Genomic DNA, 15,721 nt, shown 5'->3' with positions numbered 1-15,721 from the left:
CTAGTTCCCGTACGCCTTGGCCGCTTCCGCCTCCAGCCTCTCCTGGATCCCCGCCAGGTCCGACGGGTTCGCCAGGAAGTCCTGGAGCGCCTTCCACTCGCCGGTGCCCGGCGTCCCGCCGAAGGCCGCCGGAGCCTGGTCGGACATGTCGAAGCGGAAGTCGTCGCCCGCCGCGATCAGCGCCTTCGCGATGCCCCGCTGGATGTCGTTCGGGTACGCGGCGAAGTCCACCGCCTTGTTCGGCGAGACGAACCCGCCCTCCCGGGCCTGGATCGCCGCCGCGTCCGCCGACGCCAGGAACGTCAGCAGCGCCTGCGCGCCCTTGCCCGGCTTCAGCGCCACCGCCACGTCGCCGCCCGACACCACCGGCGCCTTCGCACCCACCGCCGGGAAGGGGAAGACCAGGGCGTCCTCGCCCACCTTCGCCTTGGTCTGCGCGATGTTCACGGCCACGAAGTCGCCCTCGAAGACCATCGCCGCCGCAGGCCGGTCCCCGCCCGTGAAGGTCTGCGTCACCGACTTCGGGAACTCCGTCGCCAGCGCCCCGGCCGGGCCGCCCGCCAGGAAGTCCTTGCGGCCGAACAGCTGCCCCAGGGTGGTCAGCGCCTGCTTGACGCTGTCGTCCGTCCACTTGATCTCGTGCCGGGCCAGCCGGTCGTACTTCTCCGGACCCGCCTGCGAGAGGTAGACGTTCTCGAACCAGTCCGTGAGGGTCCAGCCGTCCGCGCCCGCCACCGACACCGGCGCGGTGCCGGACGCGGAGAGCGTGTCGGCGACCGACAGGAAGTCCTTCCAGGTCGCCGGGGGCTTCACGCCCGCCGCCTCGAAGGCCTTCGCGTTGTACCAGACCAGCGACTTGTTGGCCGCCTTGTAGTAGACGCCGTACTGGGTGCCGTCCACCGCGCCCAGCTTCCGCCAGCCCGGCGAGTAGTTCTTCTCCAGCTGCGCCCGGGCCTCCGGGCCCACCGGCTGCGCCCACTTGTTCTGCACCGCCGCCGCCAGCGCCCCGACCTGGGGGAGGAGCGCCACGTCCGGCGGCTGGCCGCCCGCGACCTTGGTGCCGAGGAAGGTGACGATGGGGTCCTGCGCCGGGACGAAGGTGACGCTCGCGCCCGTCCGCTTCTCGAACTCCTTCAGCACCTTCGTGAAGTTCGCCTGCTCGGGCCCCGTCCAGACCGCGGCGACCTCCAGCTTCTCGCCGGGCAGTTCCGGTAAATCGACGGTGTGCGCGTTCTGCTGCCCGGACGGCGTGGACCCGCCCGTGCCGCCGCCGTCACCGCCCCCGCCGCCGCAGGCGGTGAGCGCGAGCGCGCCCGCCGCGGCCAGTGCCGCCCAGAGTCTGGCCGCCGTACGTTTCGTGTGGCCGGTTCCGTGCTGTGTCCGCATGGTCGCCCCCGATGCCGTCGTGCCCGTGGTGTGCCGCGTGCCACAAGGTCTACGCCGACCCGCGCACCCCCGCAATAGCGCGCGCCGGAGAGCCGGGACGGGTCAGGGGGTCTGCGGGAACGGCACCGGTATCGCCGAGACCAGGTGGGAGGCCCGGTCGAGGGCGCTGGCCAGCAGCGCGAGGTCGGTCGGCCCGTTGCCCAGCTCGCGCACCGGGCGGCGGGCCGGCGGATCGCCCATCCGCTCCCACTCCACCGGCACCACGGTCGGCCTCAGGGTCGCCGTGCGCGGGATCCGGCCGGTTACGCGGCCCGTCTGGAACGGCACCGCACGGCCGTCGGCGTACAGCAGCCGCCCCCGGCCCGGCCCCGGCTGGTCGGGCGCGTCCAGCTCGACCCGCAGCGTCGCCAGCCGGGCCGGCTCGGTCTCGGCGGTCCGCTCCGGGCGGGCGCTGGCCACCACCAGGTGCACGCCCAGCCGGGTGCCCTCCCGGGCGACCCCCTCCAGGATCCGCACCACCGAACCGGCGGCCGGCCGGCCCGGGCTGCCCAGGGCCGGGGCCACCAGCGCGTCGAAGTCGTCCACCAGCACCACCAGCCGGGGCAGCGGGGTCGGCCCGGCCGCCGGCTCCGTGCGGGTGGCGGCGGCGCGCAGCCGCAGGGTGCCGGTGCGCGGGGAGTCGAGGTCCCCGTTCAGCTCGCCGGGGGCCGGCCGGCGGGGCGAGACCATCCGGTCGGACAGCTCGCGGCGGGCGTGCCACTCGGTGAAGGGGACGCCGTCCAGCAGCTCGTGGCGGCGCTTGAGCTCGGCGCCCAGGGCCTGCGCGAACTCGCGCATGCGCAGCGGGTCGGAGGCCACGAGGTGGGCCGACACGTGCGGGAGCTCCGTGCACGGCAGGAGGCCGTCGCCGCGCTCGCCGCCGGCGCCGTCGAGGAGGAGCAGGCCGAGGCGGTCGGGGCGGGCCGCGGCGGCCAGGGAGGCGGCGATGGAGCGCAGCAGCTCCGTCCGGCCGCTCCCGGCGGGACCCTGCACGAGCAGGTGCGGGCCGTCGTGGACCAGCTCGGCGCCGACGGGCCCGCGCCGGCCGGAGCCGAGGACGATCTCCGCGAGGCCGCCGACGCCCTGGCCCTGATCGGTGGCCTCGGCCCAGCGGGCCATCAGGGAGGCCGGGGTGGCACGGGCCAGCCCCAGCTCGTCCAGCAGCCGGGACGCCGCCGGGAGGGTGGCCGCGGCCGGGCGGGACGCGCCGCCGCCGGGCTGGGCGCCGTCCGCGCGCAGCGGGGCCAGGGCCCGGGCGAACCGCTCCGCCCAGGCCGCCGAGACGCCGTCGGCCACCGCCGTGCGGCCGGCGGGGACGGGGCGTCCGCCGCTGACCGCGAAGCTGCGTACGGCCGTGGCCACATCGCCGCTGAGCAGGGCGATCCGGCCGCAGTCGCGGAACGCCGGGGTGGCGGCGCAGGCCGACTCGTACGTAGCCGCGACCGGGGAGGCGGCGGTGGCGGCCGGGGTCTCCGCGAGGACCAGGAGGTGGATGCCGGCCGCGGCCCCGTGCGAGGCGAGACGTCCGGTGAGGTCGCGCAGCGGCGCGCTGTCCGGGTCGCCGTCCAGGACCACGAGCGTGCGCGGGCCCTCGTACGCGGCGGCGGCCTGCCGCAGCGCCGCCGGGTCGGCGGCCGCCCAGTTGGTGCCGAGCGGGCCGTCCTCCAGCCGCCGGGTCAGTTCGGCGGTGCGGGCGGCCGCCTGGTCGCGGTCGTAGGCCAGCAGCAGCCGGCAGTCCTGGCCGTGCGCGGGCCGGACGTGGGGCAGCCAGCCGAGCCAGCCCCAGTCGCGGCGGCGCTCCGCCACGGGCCGGGCGCGGTCGGCGGCCAGCAGGACGATCTCCAGCCGGGTCGGCGAGTGCAGTCCCGCGAGCTGGGCGACCACCGACCGGGCCAGCCCCGTCAGCCGGGCCCGGGGTCCGGCGATGCCGAGCGAGCCGCATTCGGGGAACGCGGCCCGGCTGCCCGCACCGAGCCCCGCCTCCAGGAACCGGGGGTGCCCGGCCCCGCGCGACCACAGCCGTCCGGTGGGTCCGAGCGCCGCCAGCAGCAGCGCCGCGGGGTCGTCCTCGTCCGGAGCGGCCTGCGCGGGCGCCTCGGGCCCGGCCGGCTGCCCGGGGGCGTCCTCGTCGCCGCGTACCCACTTGCGGGCCCACGCGCCGATCCCGCCGCGGCGGCGCGGCCTGGCTCCGCCGTCCGGGTCGGTGCCGGGGTACGCCTCGGGCCCGGCGGCGGGCGCGGGGCGGGGGGTGTCGGGGCGGGGGGTCTCCCGGCCGAGCTCCGGGGCGGGGTGCGGGCCGGCTGCCGGGGCCTGCGGGCCGGTACGGCCGCCGGGGGTACGCGGGCCCGCGCCCGGCTGCGTTCCGCCGGAGGCGCCGTCGGCCCCCGTGCCATTGCCGGAGGCGGCCGGCAGGCCGAGGTGGCCCTCCAGGTCCGGGACCACCGCCAGCGGCCGTTCGCCGCCGGCCGGGGCGAGCCGGAGCGTGGACTCGCCGATCCGCAGCAGCGCGCCGGGCGCCAGCGGGACCGACGCGGCCCCGACGTCGGCGCCGTCCAGCGTGGTGCCGTTCGTCGAGCCGAGGTCGGCGACCGTGACCCGGCCGTCCGCCAGCACGGTCACCGCGCAGTGCAGCCGCGACACGTCCGGGTCGTCGAGCGGTACGTCGGCGTCCGCCGAGCGCCCGATCCGCACCGACCCGGCGTGCAGCAGGTGGACCCCGCCCGCGTCGGGTCCGGCCACCACGTGCAGCTGCGGGGTGGCCGGGCCGTCCGCGGCCGGGACGGCGGCTGTGTCCGGTCCGGGGACGTGCAGGTGCAGCACCGCGCCGTCCACCAGGGGCGGTTCGCCGAGTACGGCGCGCTGCGGGTCGAGGCGGCGCGAACCGGCGTACAGCACGGTGGTGCCGCCGGTGTCGGGGCCGCCCGCGGCCGCGGCGAGTCCGGAGGCGACCGCGGCCAGCGCGGTCCCGGCGGGCGCGGTGACGAGCACGTCACAGCCGGCGGGCGCGGTGGCGGCCTGGTGGCCGCTGCGCGACCCGAGGACGGTCAGCCGGATCTGCATCGCCGTCAGCGGTCCCTTCTGCGCGGAGCGCAGTGCGCGGTGCGTGCGTGCGCCCGGCAGGGGGACGGCGGCAGCTGCCCCGCCCGATCGACCCCCCGCCCGGCACGGACGCCTCGTCCGTTCAGGTCTGCCGGAAGGCGGGGCTCCCGTCCCGGCCGTTCCGTACGGGTGCATCCTCGCACCTGTCGCCCGCAACACGCCCGGCACCCGCCAATAAATGATCTTGGATTCGGGTGGCGCGGTTCACCCACCGGTACGAATGCGGCCACCCCGTCGGGGGAAAACCGGGGAAATGAGCCCCCGGCATACCCCGCAAAACTCACCCTTCGCACATATGTGCGGCAACCAACCTCCGTCGACCCGCGTCTTCCATCGGGACACCCCCTAGAGTTGGGCCGGAAACCCACTCGGCGGAATCAGCCGGAAAGACGACAGCAGGGAGCGCGAGACGTGCGGCCAGTCGGCAGCAAGTACCTGCTCGAGGAGCCGCTCGGACGCGGCGCCACGGGCACCGTCTGGCGCGCCCGCCAGCGGGAGACCGCCGGCGCGGAAGCCGCCGTCGCTGGCCAGCCCGGCGAGACCGTGGCCATCAAGGTCCTCAAGGAGGAGCTGGCCCAGGACGCGGACATCGTCATGCGCTTCCTGCGTGAACGCTCCGTCCTGCTGCGCCTGACGCACCCCAACATCGTGCGCACCCGCGACCTCGTCGTCGAGGGCGACCTGCTCGCCCTGGTCATGGACCTCATCGACGGCCCGGACCTGCACAAGTACATCCGGCAGAACGGCCCCTTCAGCCCGGTCGCCGCGAGCCTGCTGACCGCCCAGATCGCGGACGCGCTCGCCGCCAGCCACGCCGACGGCGTGGTCCACCGCGACCTGAAGCCCGCCAACGTGCTGCTCGACGAGACCAACGGCCAGATGAAGCCGATGCTCACCGACTTCGGCATCGCGCGCCTGGCCGACTCCCCGGGCCTGACCCGCACCCACGAGTTCGTCGGCACCCCCGCCTACGTGGCCCCCGAGTCCGCCGAGGGCCGCCCGCAGACCTCCGCCGTCGACATCTACGGCGCCGGCATCCTCCTCTACGAGCTGGTCACCGGCCGCCCGCCGTTCGCCGGAGGCACCGCGCTCGAAGTCCTCCACCGCCACCTCAGCGAGGAGCCGCAGCGGCCCCCCTCCGTGCCCGAGGCGCTGTGGATCGTCATCGAGCACTGCCTGCGCAAGGAGCCCGACGAGCGCCCCAGTGCCGAGAGCCTGGCCCGCGGCCTGCGCGTGGTCGCCGCCGGCATCCGCGTCCACTCCTCGCCCGACGAGGTCGAGGCCGCCCTCGGCGTCGCCGCCCTGCTCGCGCCCGACCCCTCGCCCGCCCCGGTCCCCGGCGCCCCCGTGGCTCCCGGCTCCGCCGCGACCGCGCAGGCCGAGGCGTACGACCCGAACGCGTACGACCCGAACGCCATGACGAGCGTGCTCCCGCCGGTCGGCGGGGCCGACGCCACCACCGTGCTGCCGGCCACCCCCGGCGCCTCCGGCGGCGCGCCCGACCCGACCTCCGTCATGCCCCCGGTGCAGCAGCCCGACGCCCCGCACCCGTGGCAGTCGCAGATGCGGGCCGCGCGCGACCGCAACGAGCAGACGCAGATGCACTACCTCGACCCCTCCGAGGACCCCCTGCGCCGCCGCCCCCAGCGCCCGGCCCCGCAGATGCCGCCGCCCCCGCAGCAGCCGCCCCGGCAGCAGCAGCAGTACCGCCAGGCTCCGCCGCCGCCCCCGCAGCAGCAGTACCAGCCGCAGCCCCCGCCGCAGCAGTACGCGCAGCAGCCGCCGCAGCACTACCAGCCCCAGCAGTACCAGCAGCCGCAGCCGCCCCAGCAGCAGCCGCAGTACCGCCAGCCCCAGCCGCCGCCCCAGCAGCAGCCGCCGCAGCCGCCTCCCGCGCCGCAGCAGCGCCGGCCGCAGCCGCCCCCGCGCGAGCCCCGGCCGCCGCGCGAGCCGCGCCGCCGCAGCGCCAACCCGGTCTGGATCCCGGGCCTGGGCTGCCTCAAGGGCTGCCTGGTGCTGATCCTGCTGCTCTTCGTGGGCGGCTGGCTGGTCTGGGAGCTCACCCCGCTCCAGGAATGGATCGGCACCGGCAAGGGCTGGTGGGACCAGGTCTGGAGCTGGGGCACCGACATCGTCGACTTCATCGGCTCCGTCGGGGACACCGCCGGAAGCAGCGGCAGCGGCTCCTGAACCTCCGCCGGAGGGCCCCCGAGGGCCCTCCGGAGCCTCCCGTAGCGCCGACCTTGTGGATTTGTCGACATCCAGGACGTGATTTCGCCCGCAGAAGTGAAGGTCGCCGCGATCCGGCGACCCCAACACCCACTCGGCCGCGTAGTTTTGGTCCGTTACGCCAGCCGCTGAGGGAGCAGTCGTGGCACGGAAGATCGGCAGCCGGTACACCGCCCACCAGATCCTGGGGCGCGGCAGCGCGGGCACGGTGTGGCTCGGCGAAGGCCCGGACGGCCCCGTCGCCGTCAAACTCCTGCGCGAAGACCTCGCCTCCGACCAGGAACTGGTCGGACGCTTCGTCCAGGAACGCAGCGCGCTCCTCGGACTGGAGCACCCCCACATCGTCTCCGTACGCGACCTCGTCGTCGACGGCAACGACCTCGCCCTCGTCATGGACCTCGTACGCGGAACGGACCTGCGCACCCGCCTCGACCGCGAGCGCCGGCTCGCCCCCGAGGCGGCCGTGGCCATCGTCGCGGACGTCGCCGACGCGCTGGCCGCCGCCCACGCGGCCGGCGTCGTCCACCGGGACGTCAAGCCGGAGAACGTCCTGCTCGACATGCAGGGACCGCTCGGCCCAGGCGGCGCGCACCCCGCGCTGCTCACCGACTTCGGCGTCGCCAAGCTCATCGACTCCCCGCGCCGGGCCGCCGGCGGCCGCAGCACCGCCCCCACGACCCGGATCATCGGGACCCCCGACTACCTGGCCCCGGAGATAGTGGAGGGCCTGCCGCCGAGGGCGGCCGTCGACATATACGCCCTGGCCACGGTGCTGTACGAGCTGCTGGCCGGCTTCACCCCCTTCGGCGGCGGCCACCCCGGCGCGGTGCTGCGCCGGCACGTCACCGAGACCGTGGTCCCGCTCCCGGGCATCCCCGACGAGCTGTGGCAGCTGATGGTCCAGTGCCTGGCCAAGGCCCCCGCCTCCCGGCTGCGCGCCTCCGAGCTGTCCGTCCGGCTGCGCGAACTGCTGCCGCTGCTGGCCGGGATGCCGCCGCTCGACGTGGACGAGCCGGACGACGCCGACCCCGAGCCCGAGCCGGAACGGGAGCCCGACGCCGCCGCCGACCCGGTGCGCAGGCGGGGCGTGGTACCGCTGGTGCCCGGCTCCGCCACCGACTCCAACCGGGACACCCACACCTCCATGCGGGTCCCGGGCCCGGACGAGCTGGCGGGCGGGGCACTGGGCACCGCCCGCGTCCCCCGCCCGGCCGGCGGGCACCGGCCCGGCTCCGCCCGGCACCGCGCCGAAGCCGAACGCAAGCGGCGCCTCGTGCTCTCCGCGTCGGCGCTGGCCCTGGTGGCGGCGGTGGGCCTGGGCAGCTGGATCGCCGTCTCCGGCGACGACCCGGCACCCCCGCCGCGCGACGGCAAGGGCCGGCAGTCGGCCCCGTCCCAGCCCAGGTAGGCCGCCGGGCGCCCCGGACTACACCGCGGTGAGGTCCGGGTGCCAGCGGCGGGCGACCTCCGGGTGGGCGCGGACCCAGCCCTTGAGCTCGTTGCGGCCGTACTCGGCGTGCAGCGGGTTCGAGGCGTCGTGCGCCACGCCCGGCGCCGAGCGCAGGTAGTCCCCGGGGACGGTCTCCACGACCGCGTCCAGCCTCGGGTTGTAGAAGAACGGCACCGAGAACCGCTCCACCGCCCCCGGAGGGCTGACCACCCGGTGGTCGGTGGCCCGCAGGTACCCCTCGGTGGCGATCTCCAGCAGCTCGCCCAGGTTCACCACGAACGCCCCCGGCCGTGGCTCGATGTCGACGTAGCCGCCGTCCCGGACGACCTGGAGCCCGCCCACCGAGTCCTGGAGCAGCAGCGTCAGGAAGCCGTAGTCCTTGTGCGCGCCGACGCCCTGGTCGGCGCCCGACGGGGCGGACCCGGGGTAGCGGATCAGCTTCGTGTGCAGGTGGGGGCGGTCCGCGAAGGCCGCGTCGAAGAAGTCCGCGGGGGCGCCGATCGAGGCCAGCAGCTCCCGGAGCAGCCGGTGCGCCACCGCGGCCAGCCGCTCCTGCCAGCCCAGCACCGCCTCCTTCAGCTCCGGCAGCGCCGCCGGCCACTGGTTGGGGCCCTCCAGCCACAGGTACGCGGGGTCCTCCGGCCCCAGTACCGGCGCGGGCCGCTCCGCGCCCACGTCCAGCTGGTCCCGCCAGTCGGAGGCTCCGCCGGTCAGCTCGTGGCCGATGCGGGTGTAGCCGCGGAAGTGCGGGGAGTTCAGATTGCTCACGGCCAGCCGGTCGGCCTCCGGGAGCGCGAAGAAAGCCCTGGTCAGCTCCAGGATGCGGGCGGTTTCCGCCTCGGATATGCCGTGCCCGGTCAGGTACAGGAAGCCGGTGTCCCGGGCCGCGGCGTGCAGCTGCTTCAGGAAGTCGGCGCGCTCTGCGGGATCGTCCGCCCGCGAGAGGTCGATGACGGCGAGGGCGGGTGCGGACGGGGCGGCGGAGGAGGCGGCGTAGGAGGAAGGAGAAGAGGGGTGCGCGGACGGCATGACGGCTCCGTTTCGGATGTCACAGGGTCCTGTGCCCCAGAGATGGCGGGGCGTGCGGAGGGAGCCCGCCTCCGGCAGGGATGGCGCCGGGGCGGCGTGGCCGCGTGCAGGACCGAAGTCGGATCGGGGGTGATCAGGCTTGTGCTGGGTCCGGCGGCAGACAGCTCGTCGTGGTCACACGCATGTGGTCCACATGGCGGCGCTTCACGAGTAGAACGGTCATACGAGGAGCGTACGCCCGTATCGGCGCTCCTCTGTACGGTCCGATCCGGCCTGCCCGGACAGCGCCGTCCGAGGACCGGCTAGGCTTGACCCGTGGCAGTCGTCGATGTTTCCGAAGAGCTGAAGTCCCTCTCCTCGACCATGGGGTCGATCGAGGCCGTCCTGGACCTCGACAAGCTGAGGGCAGATATCGCCGTGCTCGAGGAGCAGGCCGCCGCGCCGTCCCTGTGGGACGACCCGGACGCCGCCCAGAAGATCACGAGCAAGCTTTCGCACCTCCAGGCCGAGGTCCGCAAGGCCGAGACCCTGCGCGGCCGCATCGACGACCTCGCGGTGCTGTTCGAGCTCGCCCAGGAGATGGACGACGCGGACACCCTCGCCGAGGCCGAGGCCGAGCTGACGTCCGTGCGCAAGGCGCTGGACGAGATGGAGGTCCGGACCCTGCTCTCCGGCGAGTACGCCGAGCGCGAGGCCCTGGTCAACATCCGCGCCGAGGCCGGCGGCGTCGACGCCTCCGACTTCGCCGAGCGCCTCCAGCGCATGTACCTGCGCTGGGCGGAGCGCCACGGCTACCCGACGGAGATCTACGAGACCTCGTACGCGGAAGAGGCCGGCATCAAGTCGACCACCTTCGTCGTCAAGGCCCCGTACGCCTACGGCACCCTCTCCGTCGAGCAGGGCACCCACCGCCTGGTGCGCATCTCCCCCTTCGACAACCAGGGCCGCCGCCAGACCTCCTTCGCGGGCGTCGAGGTGCTGCCGGTCGTCGAGACCAGCGACCACGTCGAGATCGACGAGTCCGAGCTGCGCATCGACGTGTACCGCGCCTCCGGCCCCGGCGGCCAGGGCGTCAACACGACCGACTCGGCCGTGCGCATCACGCACATCCCGACCGGCATCGTCGTCTCCTGCCAGAACGAGCGCTCGCAGATCCAGAACAAGGCCAGCGCGATGAACGTGCTCCAGGCCAAGCTGCTGGAGCGCCGCCGCCAGGAGGAGCAGGCCAGGATGGACGCCCTCAAGGACGGCGGCAGCTCCTGGGGCAACCAGATGCGGTCCTACGTCCTGCACCCGTACCAGATGGTCAAGGACCTGCGGACGGAGTTCGAGGTCGGCAACCCGCAGGCGGTCCTCGACGGCGAGATCGACGGCTTCCTCGAGGCCGGCATCCGCTGGCGCAAGCAGCAGGAGCAGACCGCGTAACGCGTGAGCACACGAGCACGAGGAAGGGCCCGGACACCAGGTGGTGTCCGGGCCCTTCCCCATTACGTGTGATCCACGCGATCACACGGTGATGCCTGCTGATCGGGACGCGACGCGGCCTACGCGGTCCGTGCCACCAGCGCCAGCGCGGCCACCAGCACCACCAGAAGCGCGATGAGCGTCGCCGGATTCAGCCCGGCGAAGGGGCCCTCCTGCTGGAGGCGCTCCCGGTTCGCCCGGCACACCGGGCAGCGGCCCTGGCTGACGGGTGCGGCGCAGTTCGCGCACACGAGCCGGTCATATGTCATGCGCTCCTCCTCTCGTCCCCTCGTCATGGTCAACGGCACGGGGACGCGGTCCGTTCCCCCTACCACTGTGCCAGCTCCGCCGACATTCGGCGCGGCCCGTCCGGGCAATCACGGTCCGGCTCCTCCTGCACCCGGGGATATATCGGGCAACTCCGGATGCCGGGTCCCCACCCGGCGTCCGGTCGCGTATGGTCACGGTCACCTACTCCCGGCGACCGTGGTGCTCCCGTGATCCGATTCGACAACGTCTCCAAGTCCTACCCGAAGCAGAACCGGCCCGCACTCAGAGATGTCTCCCTCGACATCGCCAAGGGCGAGTTCGTCTTCCTGGTCGGCTCCTCCGGCTCCGGCAAGTCCACCTTCCTGCGGCTCGTCCTGCGCGAGGAACGGGCCACCCACGGCCAGGTGCACGTCCTCGGCAAGGACCTCGCGAAGCTCTCCAACTGGAAGGTCCCGCACATGCGGCGCCAGCTGGGGACCGTCTTCCAGGACTTCCGCCTGCTGCCCAACAAGACGGTCGCCGAGAACGTCGCCTTCGCCCAGGAGGTCATCGGCAAACCGCGCGGCGAGATCCGCAAGGCCGTACCGCAGGTCCTGGAGCTGGTGGGCCTGGGCGGCAAGGAGGGGCGGATGCCCGGTGAGCTGTCCGGCGGCGAGCAGCAGCGCGTCGCCATCGCCCGCGCCTTCGTCAACCGCCCCGCCCTGCTGATCGCCGACGAGCCGACGGGCAACCTCGACCCGCAGACCTCCGTCGGCATCATGAAGCTCCTGGACCGGATCAACCGGACCGGCACCACCGTCATCATGGCCACGCACGACCAGCAGATCGTGGACCAGATGCGCAAGCGCGTCATCGAACTAGAACAGGGCCGGCTCGTGCGCGACCAGTCGCGCGGCGTCTACGGCTACCAGCACTGAAAGGCCCCTGAGACGTCATGCGCGCCCAGTTCGTCATGTCGGAGATCGGCGTCGGCCTCCGCCGCAATCTCACCATGACCTTCGCGGTCATCATCTCCGTGGCCCTGTCCCTGGCCCTGTTCGGCGGCTCCCTGCTCATGCGCGACCAGGTCAGCGCCATGAAGGGGTACTGGTACGACAAGGTCAACGTCACCGTCTACCTCTGCACGAAGAACGACGCCCTGGACGCGGCCGGCGCCGCCGCCCCCGGCGCCGCCGCCGGAGCGCCGGCAGCCTCCGCCGGCGCCTCCGCGGGCAGCGGCCGGCCCTGCTCCAAGGGGGCGGTCACCCCCGAGCAGAAGACGGGCATCGAGTCCGAGCTGAAGAAGATGGACCTCGTCCAGACCGTCATGTACGAGTCCTCGGACGAGGCCTACAAGCACTACAAGGAGCGCTTCGGCCACACGGCCCTGGCGTCCGTCGTCACCCCCGACCAGATGCCCGACTCCTTCCGGGTCAAGCTGAAGAACCCGGAGAAGTACGACGTCATCACCTCCGCCTTCGCCGGGCGCGACGGCGTCCAGTCGGTCGCCGACCAGTCCACCGAGCTCGACAACCTCTTCGCCCTGCTCGGCACCCTCAACTGGGCGGCCCTCGGCATCATGCTCGTCATGCTGATCGTGGCCCTGCTGCTGATCGTCAACACGGTGCGCGTCTCGGCGTTCAGCCGTCGGCGGGAGACCGGCATCATGCGGCTGGTGGGAGCGTCCGGCTTCTACATCCAGGTGCCGTTCATCATGGAGGCGGCCGTGGCCGGCCTCATCGGCGCCGTCTTCGCCTGCGCGATGCTCGGCACCGGCCAGTACTTCGTGATCGACCACGGCATCGCGCTCCGCGACAAGCTCCAGCTGATCAACTTCATCGGCTGGGACGCGGTCCTCACCAAGCTGCCGCTGGTGCTGGTCATCGGTCTGCTGATGCCCTCCCTGGCCGCGTTCGTCGCGCTGCGCAAGTACCTGAAGGTATGACGAGCGCCTCCTGCGCTCTGTGGTCAACCAGGCTTGCCGCGGCGGGGCTTGTCCTAGACTCGGCGGCATGCCGGGTCTGCCCGCCCTCTGTCTCCGGCCCCGCGACCTGCGTCGCGGGGCCGTTCTGACGCTGGTCTTCCTCGTCTGCGTGGGCACCGCCGCGGGCACGGGGTGCTGGTCCCCGCACGAGACGGACGACACCAGCCGCGCCTACCTCGCCGGCGGCCCTGTACCGGAACTCTTCTCCCCGGGGCCGGGCCCCGGATCCGGCTCCGGGACGGCCGACCGGGAGGCCGTCGCCCGGGCCGCCGCCGAGGCCGTCGCCGAGGGGAAGTCGGGCAAGAAGGCCGCCCAGGAGGTCGTCAGCCGCAGCGGCGACCGCTGGGGCACCGTCTACGACCGGGGCGAGTACGCCGCCTTCGCCGAGGAACTCGACGGCCGCTGGACCGGGGTCGGGCTCTGGGCAGGACTCCGCCGCGACGGCCGGATCGAGGTCGACCGGGTCCAGCCGGACAGCCCCGCCGAGCGGGCCGGCCTGCGCGCCGGGGACCGGCTGCTGAGCGTGGACGCCCGGAGCGTGACCGGGCTGGCGGTGGCCGACGTGGTGGCGCTGCTGCGCGGGGAAGCCGGCACCCCGGTGGTGCTCGGCCTCAGCCGGGACGGCGCCGCCGACCGCACCGTGACCGTCCGGCGCGCGCAGCTGCGTACCGAGCCGGTGACCGTACGCCGCCTCGCGGGCGGCATCACCGTGATCAAGGTGGCCTCCTTCACCCGGGGCTCCGGGGAGCGCGTCAGGACGGCCGTGCGCGAGGCCCCGCCCGGCGGCGGGGTCATGCTGGACCTGCGCGGCAACCCGGGCGGGCTGGTCACCGAGGCGGTGGCCGCGGCCTCCGCGTTCCTGGACGGCGGGCTCGTGGCGACGTACGACGTACGCGGCTCCGAGCACGCCCTCTACGCGGACCCGGGCGGGGACACCGCCCGCCCCCTGGTGGCCCTCGTCGACGGCGGCACGATGAGCGCGGCCGAGCTGGTCACCGGCGCCCTCCAGGACCGGGGCCGCGCCGTGACGGTGGGCACCCGCACCTTCGGGAAGGGTTCGGTGCAGATGCCGACCGAGCTCCCGGGCGGGGCGGTGGCGGAGCTGACGGTGGGCACGTACCGCACCCCGGCGGGCCGCAGCCTCGACGGCGGGGGCATCACCCCGGACCTGGCGGCCGGCGACGGGGCGGAGGAGCGGGCGCGCACGGTATTGGGTGGCCTAGGGGTGGGGTCGTAGTGCGAAAATGACCGCACTATGGCTAAGGAAAAAGGGCGCAAGCTGATCGCCCAGAACAAGAAGGCGCGGCACGACTACGCGATCATCGACACCTACGAGTGCGGGATCGTCCTGACCGGCACCGAGGTCAAGTCCCTGCGTCAGGGCCGGGCCTCGCTGGTGGACGGCTTCGTGTCGGTGGAGGGCCGCGAGGTCTGGATGTACAACGTGCACGTCCCGGAGTACAGCCAGGGCACCTGGACCAACCACAGCGCCCGCCGCAAGCGCAAGCTCCTCATGCACCGCGAGGAGATCGACAAGCTGGAGCGCAAGGCGGAGGAGTCGGGCCACACGGTCGTCCCGCTGTCCCTGTACTTCAAGGACGGCCGCGCGAAGGTCGAGATCGCGCTGGCGAAGGGCAAGAAGGAGTTCGACAAGCGCCAGACCCTGCGCGAGAAGCAGGACACGCGCGAGACGCAGCGGGCGATCTCGGCGGTCCGGCGCAAGCAGCGGGGCACGGTTTAATCTCCTGGCACGTGGTGGTCCACTTCGCGTACCATGGCGTCAGCACCCGCCGCTCGCGGTGGGGGCACCGTGTGTAGTACATAATTCAAAAGCGTGAAACATGGGGATGATCGGTTTCGACAGCGGCTGTCGATGCAGGGGAAGCGAGCCGAGGAAGCGGCAATGATCTCGCTAACCACATGTCGCAAAAAATAATCGCCAACTCCAAGAGCGATAACTCCCGCTTCACCCTCGCTGCCTAATAACAGTGAGCTGAAGCCTCTGTGAGGAGCGTCAGCCCGGAAGTGGTCCCGGTCCGGATCCTGGCGTCAACTAGGGATCTTAAACCTCTAGCCCCGGTCACGGGGGTTGGAGGGAAACCAAACAGTGACTGAGCCCGTCGGAGACTTGTCCGTGTGATCTCCGGGGCCGAGAAAATCGCAGCGGACTGCGCTCGGAGAAGCCCTGCTTCTGCACCGTTGGACGCGGGTTCGATTCCCGCCATCTCCACTCATCCCATGTGGGCGAAGGCCCCGCAGCCGGCTGGCTGCGGGGCCTTCGTCATGCCGGGTGGGGGGTTCCGTCAGCAGTACGGGATCTTGTTGAGGTTCAGGGCGTAGCGGGCGGCGATCCAGCCGCGGCCGTCGGCGAGCTTGTACCAGATCGAGTTGTCGCCCACGGTCTGGCCGTTGACCTTGCACTGGACCGCCACGACCGTGTTGGCCGCGATCTTGCCGGTCTTGCGGTAGCCCGTGCCGGGGCCGGAGCGGATGCCGAGGCCGCGGCCGTGGCCGGAGGGGATGACGCGGGCCTTCGAGGTGGCCTTGTGGTCGTCCTTGCCGCCCTTGCCGTGGTGGTCGTCCTTGCCGTGGTGGTCGCCGCACTTCTTGCAGGTGCCGCCGGGCTTGCCGTCCTTGCCGGGGTCGCCCTTCTCGCCCTTCTCGCCCCTCGGGCCGGGGAGGCCCTGGGGGCCCTGCGGGCCGGTGGCGCCGTTCTTGCCGTCGTGGCCGCGGGGGCCGCGCCGGCCGTCCTTGCCGTTCTTGCCGGGGTCGCCCTTCTCGCCCTTCTCTCC

Annotated in this window: 12 protein-coding genes and 1 other RNA gene; 8 read left to right on the top strand and 5 right to left on the bottom strand. The window is 73.6% G+C overall.

Annotation, left to right across the window (positions count from 1 at the left end; translation table 11 throughout):
- Together ACZ518_RS20645 and ACZ518_RS20640 are read right to left on the bottom strand one after the other, a co-directional pair.
- Complete coding sequence (locus ACZ518_RS20645; protein ID WP_469114410.1) at positions 1-1,386, bottom strand: ABC transporter substrate-binding protein; 1,386 nt, start codon at positions 1,384-1,386, stop codon at positions 1-3.
- 102 nt (positions 1,387-1,488) lie between these two features.
- Positions 1,489-4,485 carry an FtsK/SpoIIIE domain-containing protein gene (locus tag ACZ518_RS20640; RefSeq protein ID WP_469114409.1) on the bottom strand — a complete coding sequence of 999 codons (2,997 nt, stop codon included), beginning with the start codon at positions 4,483-4,485 and terminating at the stop codon, positions 1,489-1,491.
- Positions 4,486-4,935: 450 nt separating this feature from the next.
- On the opposite strand from ACZ518_RS20640, the gene ACZ518_RS20635 reads away from it, so the two are divergent.
- Positions 4,936-6,714, top strand: a complete 1,779-nt coding sequence (locus ACZ518_RS20635) for a serine/threonine-protein kinase (RefSeq protein ID WP_469114408.1) — start codon at positions 4,936-4,938, stop codon at positions 6,712-6,714.
- Between the two features lie 181 nt (positions 6,715-6,895).
- On the top strand, positions 6,896-8,161 hold the full coding sequence (locus ACZ518_RS20630; RefSeq protein WP_469114407.1) for a serine/threonine-protein kinase: 1,266 nt from the start codon (positions 6,896-6,898) through the stop codon (positions 8,159-8,161).
- Positions 8,162-8,179: 18 nt separating this feature from the next.
- Here ACZ518_RS20630 and ACZ518_RS20625 read toward each other — a convergent pair whose 3' ends face one another.
- Positions 8,180-9,232, bottom strand: coding sequence for an isopenicillin N synthase family dioxygenase (locus ACZ518_RS20625; RefSeq protein ID WP_469114406.1), 1,053 nt, complete (start codon positions 9,230-9,232; stop codon positions 8,180-8,182).
- A gap of 315 nt (positions 9,233-9,547) precedes the next feature.
- Between ACZ518_RS20625 and prfB the strand changes: the two genes are divergently transcribed.
- Positions 9,548-10,657, top strand: a complete 1,110-nt coding sequence (gene prfB, locus ACZ518_RS20620; RefSeq protein WP_469114405.1) for a peptide chain release factor 2 — start codon at positions 9,548-9,550, stop codon at positions 10,655-10,657.
- 119 nt (positions 10,658-10,776) lie between these two features.
- Here the strand turns inward: prfB and ACZ518_RS20615 are convergent, their stop codons facing one another.
- A complete protein-coding gene (locus ACZ518_RS20615; RefSeq protein ID WP_007264415.1) occupies positions 10,777-10,965 on the bottom strand; it encodes a hypothetical protein in 189 nt (62 codons plus the stop codon).
- Between the two features lie 228 nt (positions 10,966-11,193).
- Here ACZ518_RS20615 and ftsE point away from each other — a divergent pair, with 228 nt between their 5' ends.
- The 5 genes from ftsE to ssrA all read left to right on the top strand — a co-directional run bounded on the left by ftsE (position 11,194) and on the right by ssrA (position 15,162).
- The gene (gene ftsE / locus ACZ518_RS20610; RefSeq protein ID WP_007264414.1) at positions 11,194-11,883 is read left to right on the top strand and encodes a cell division ATP-binding protein FtsE; all 690 of its coding nucleotides are present in this window, start codon (positions 11,194-11,196) and stop codon (positions 11,881-11,883) included.
- A gap of 17 nt (positions 11,884-11,900) precedes the next feature.
- Positions 11,901-12,890, top strand: coding sequence for a permease-like cell division protein FtsX (gene ftsX / locus ACZ518_RS20605; protein WP_469114404.1), 990 nt, complete (start codon positions 11,901-11,903; stop codon positions 12,888-12,890).
- 67 nt (positions 12,891-12,957) lie between these two features.
- On the top strand, positions 12,958-14,166 hold the full coding sequence (locus ACZ518_RS20600; protein ID WP_469114403.1) for a S41 family peptidase: 1,209 nt from the start codon (positions 12,958-12,960) through the stop codon (positions 14,164-14,166).
- A gap of 18 nt (positions 14,167-14,184) precedes the next feature.
- Positions 14,185-14,670, top strand: coding sequence for an SsrA-binding protein SmpB (gene smpB, locus ACZ518_RS20595; RefSeq protein WP_469114402.1), 486 nt, complete (start codon positions 14,185-14,187; stop codon positions 14,668-14,670).
- Between the two features lie 102 nt (positions 14,671-14,772).
- Positions 14,773-15,162, top strand: a transfer-messenger RNA (tmRNA) gene (ssrA, locus tag ACZ518_RS20590).
- 70 nt (positions 15,163-15,232) lie between these two features.
- Here ssrA and ACZ518_RS20585 read toward each other — a convergent pair.
- The coding region (locus ACZ518_RS20585; protein ID WP_469114401.1) for an SH3 domain-containing protein at positions 15,233-15,721 on the bottom strand (489 nt) is incomplete at its 5' end.

This window comes from Streptomyces sp. NPDC033966, assembly GCF_055575955.1.
Note: the sequence above shows the minus strand (reverse complement) of the source record. Positions and strands in the feature narration are given on the sequence as shown.

What these genes read in the sequence shown, in the direction of transcription:
- ACZ518_RS20645 (WP_469114410.1), bottom strand. Translation starts at nt 1,386, where the DNA reads ATGCGGACACAGCACGGAACCGGCCACACGAAACGTACGGCGGCCAGA.
- ACZ518_RS20640 (WP_469114409.1), bottom strand. Translation starts at nt 4,485, where the DNA reads ATGCAGATCCGGCTGACCGTCCTCGGGTCGCGCAGCGGCCACCAGGCC.
- ACZ518_RS20625 (WP_469114406.1), bottom strand. Translation starts at nt 9,232, where the DNA reads ATGCCGTCCGCGCACCCCTCTTCTCCTTCCTCCTACGCCGCCTCCTCC.
- ACZ518_RS20615 (WP_007264415.1), bottom strand. Translation starts at nt 10,965, where the DNA reads ATGACATATGACCGGCTCGTGTGCGCGAACTGCGCCGCACCCGTCAGC.
- ftsX (WP_469114404.1), top strand. Translation starts at nt 11,901, where the DNA reads ATGCGCGCCCAGTTCGTCATGTCGGAGATCGGCGTCGGCCTCCGCCGC.
- ACZ518_RS20600 (WP_469114403.1), top strand. Translation starts at nt 12,958, where the DNA reads ATGCCGGGTCTGCCCGCCCTCTGTCTCCGGCCCCGCGACCTGCGTCGC.
- smpB (WP_469114402.1), top strand. Translation starts at nt 14,185, where the DNA reads ATGGCTAAGGAAAAAGGGCGCAAGCTGATCGCCCAGAACAAGAAGGCG.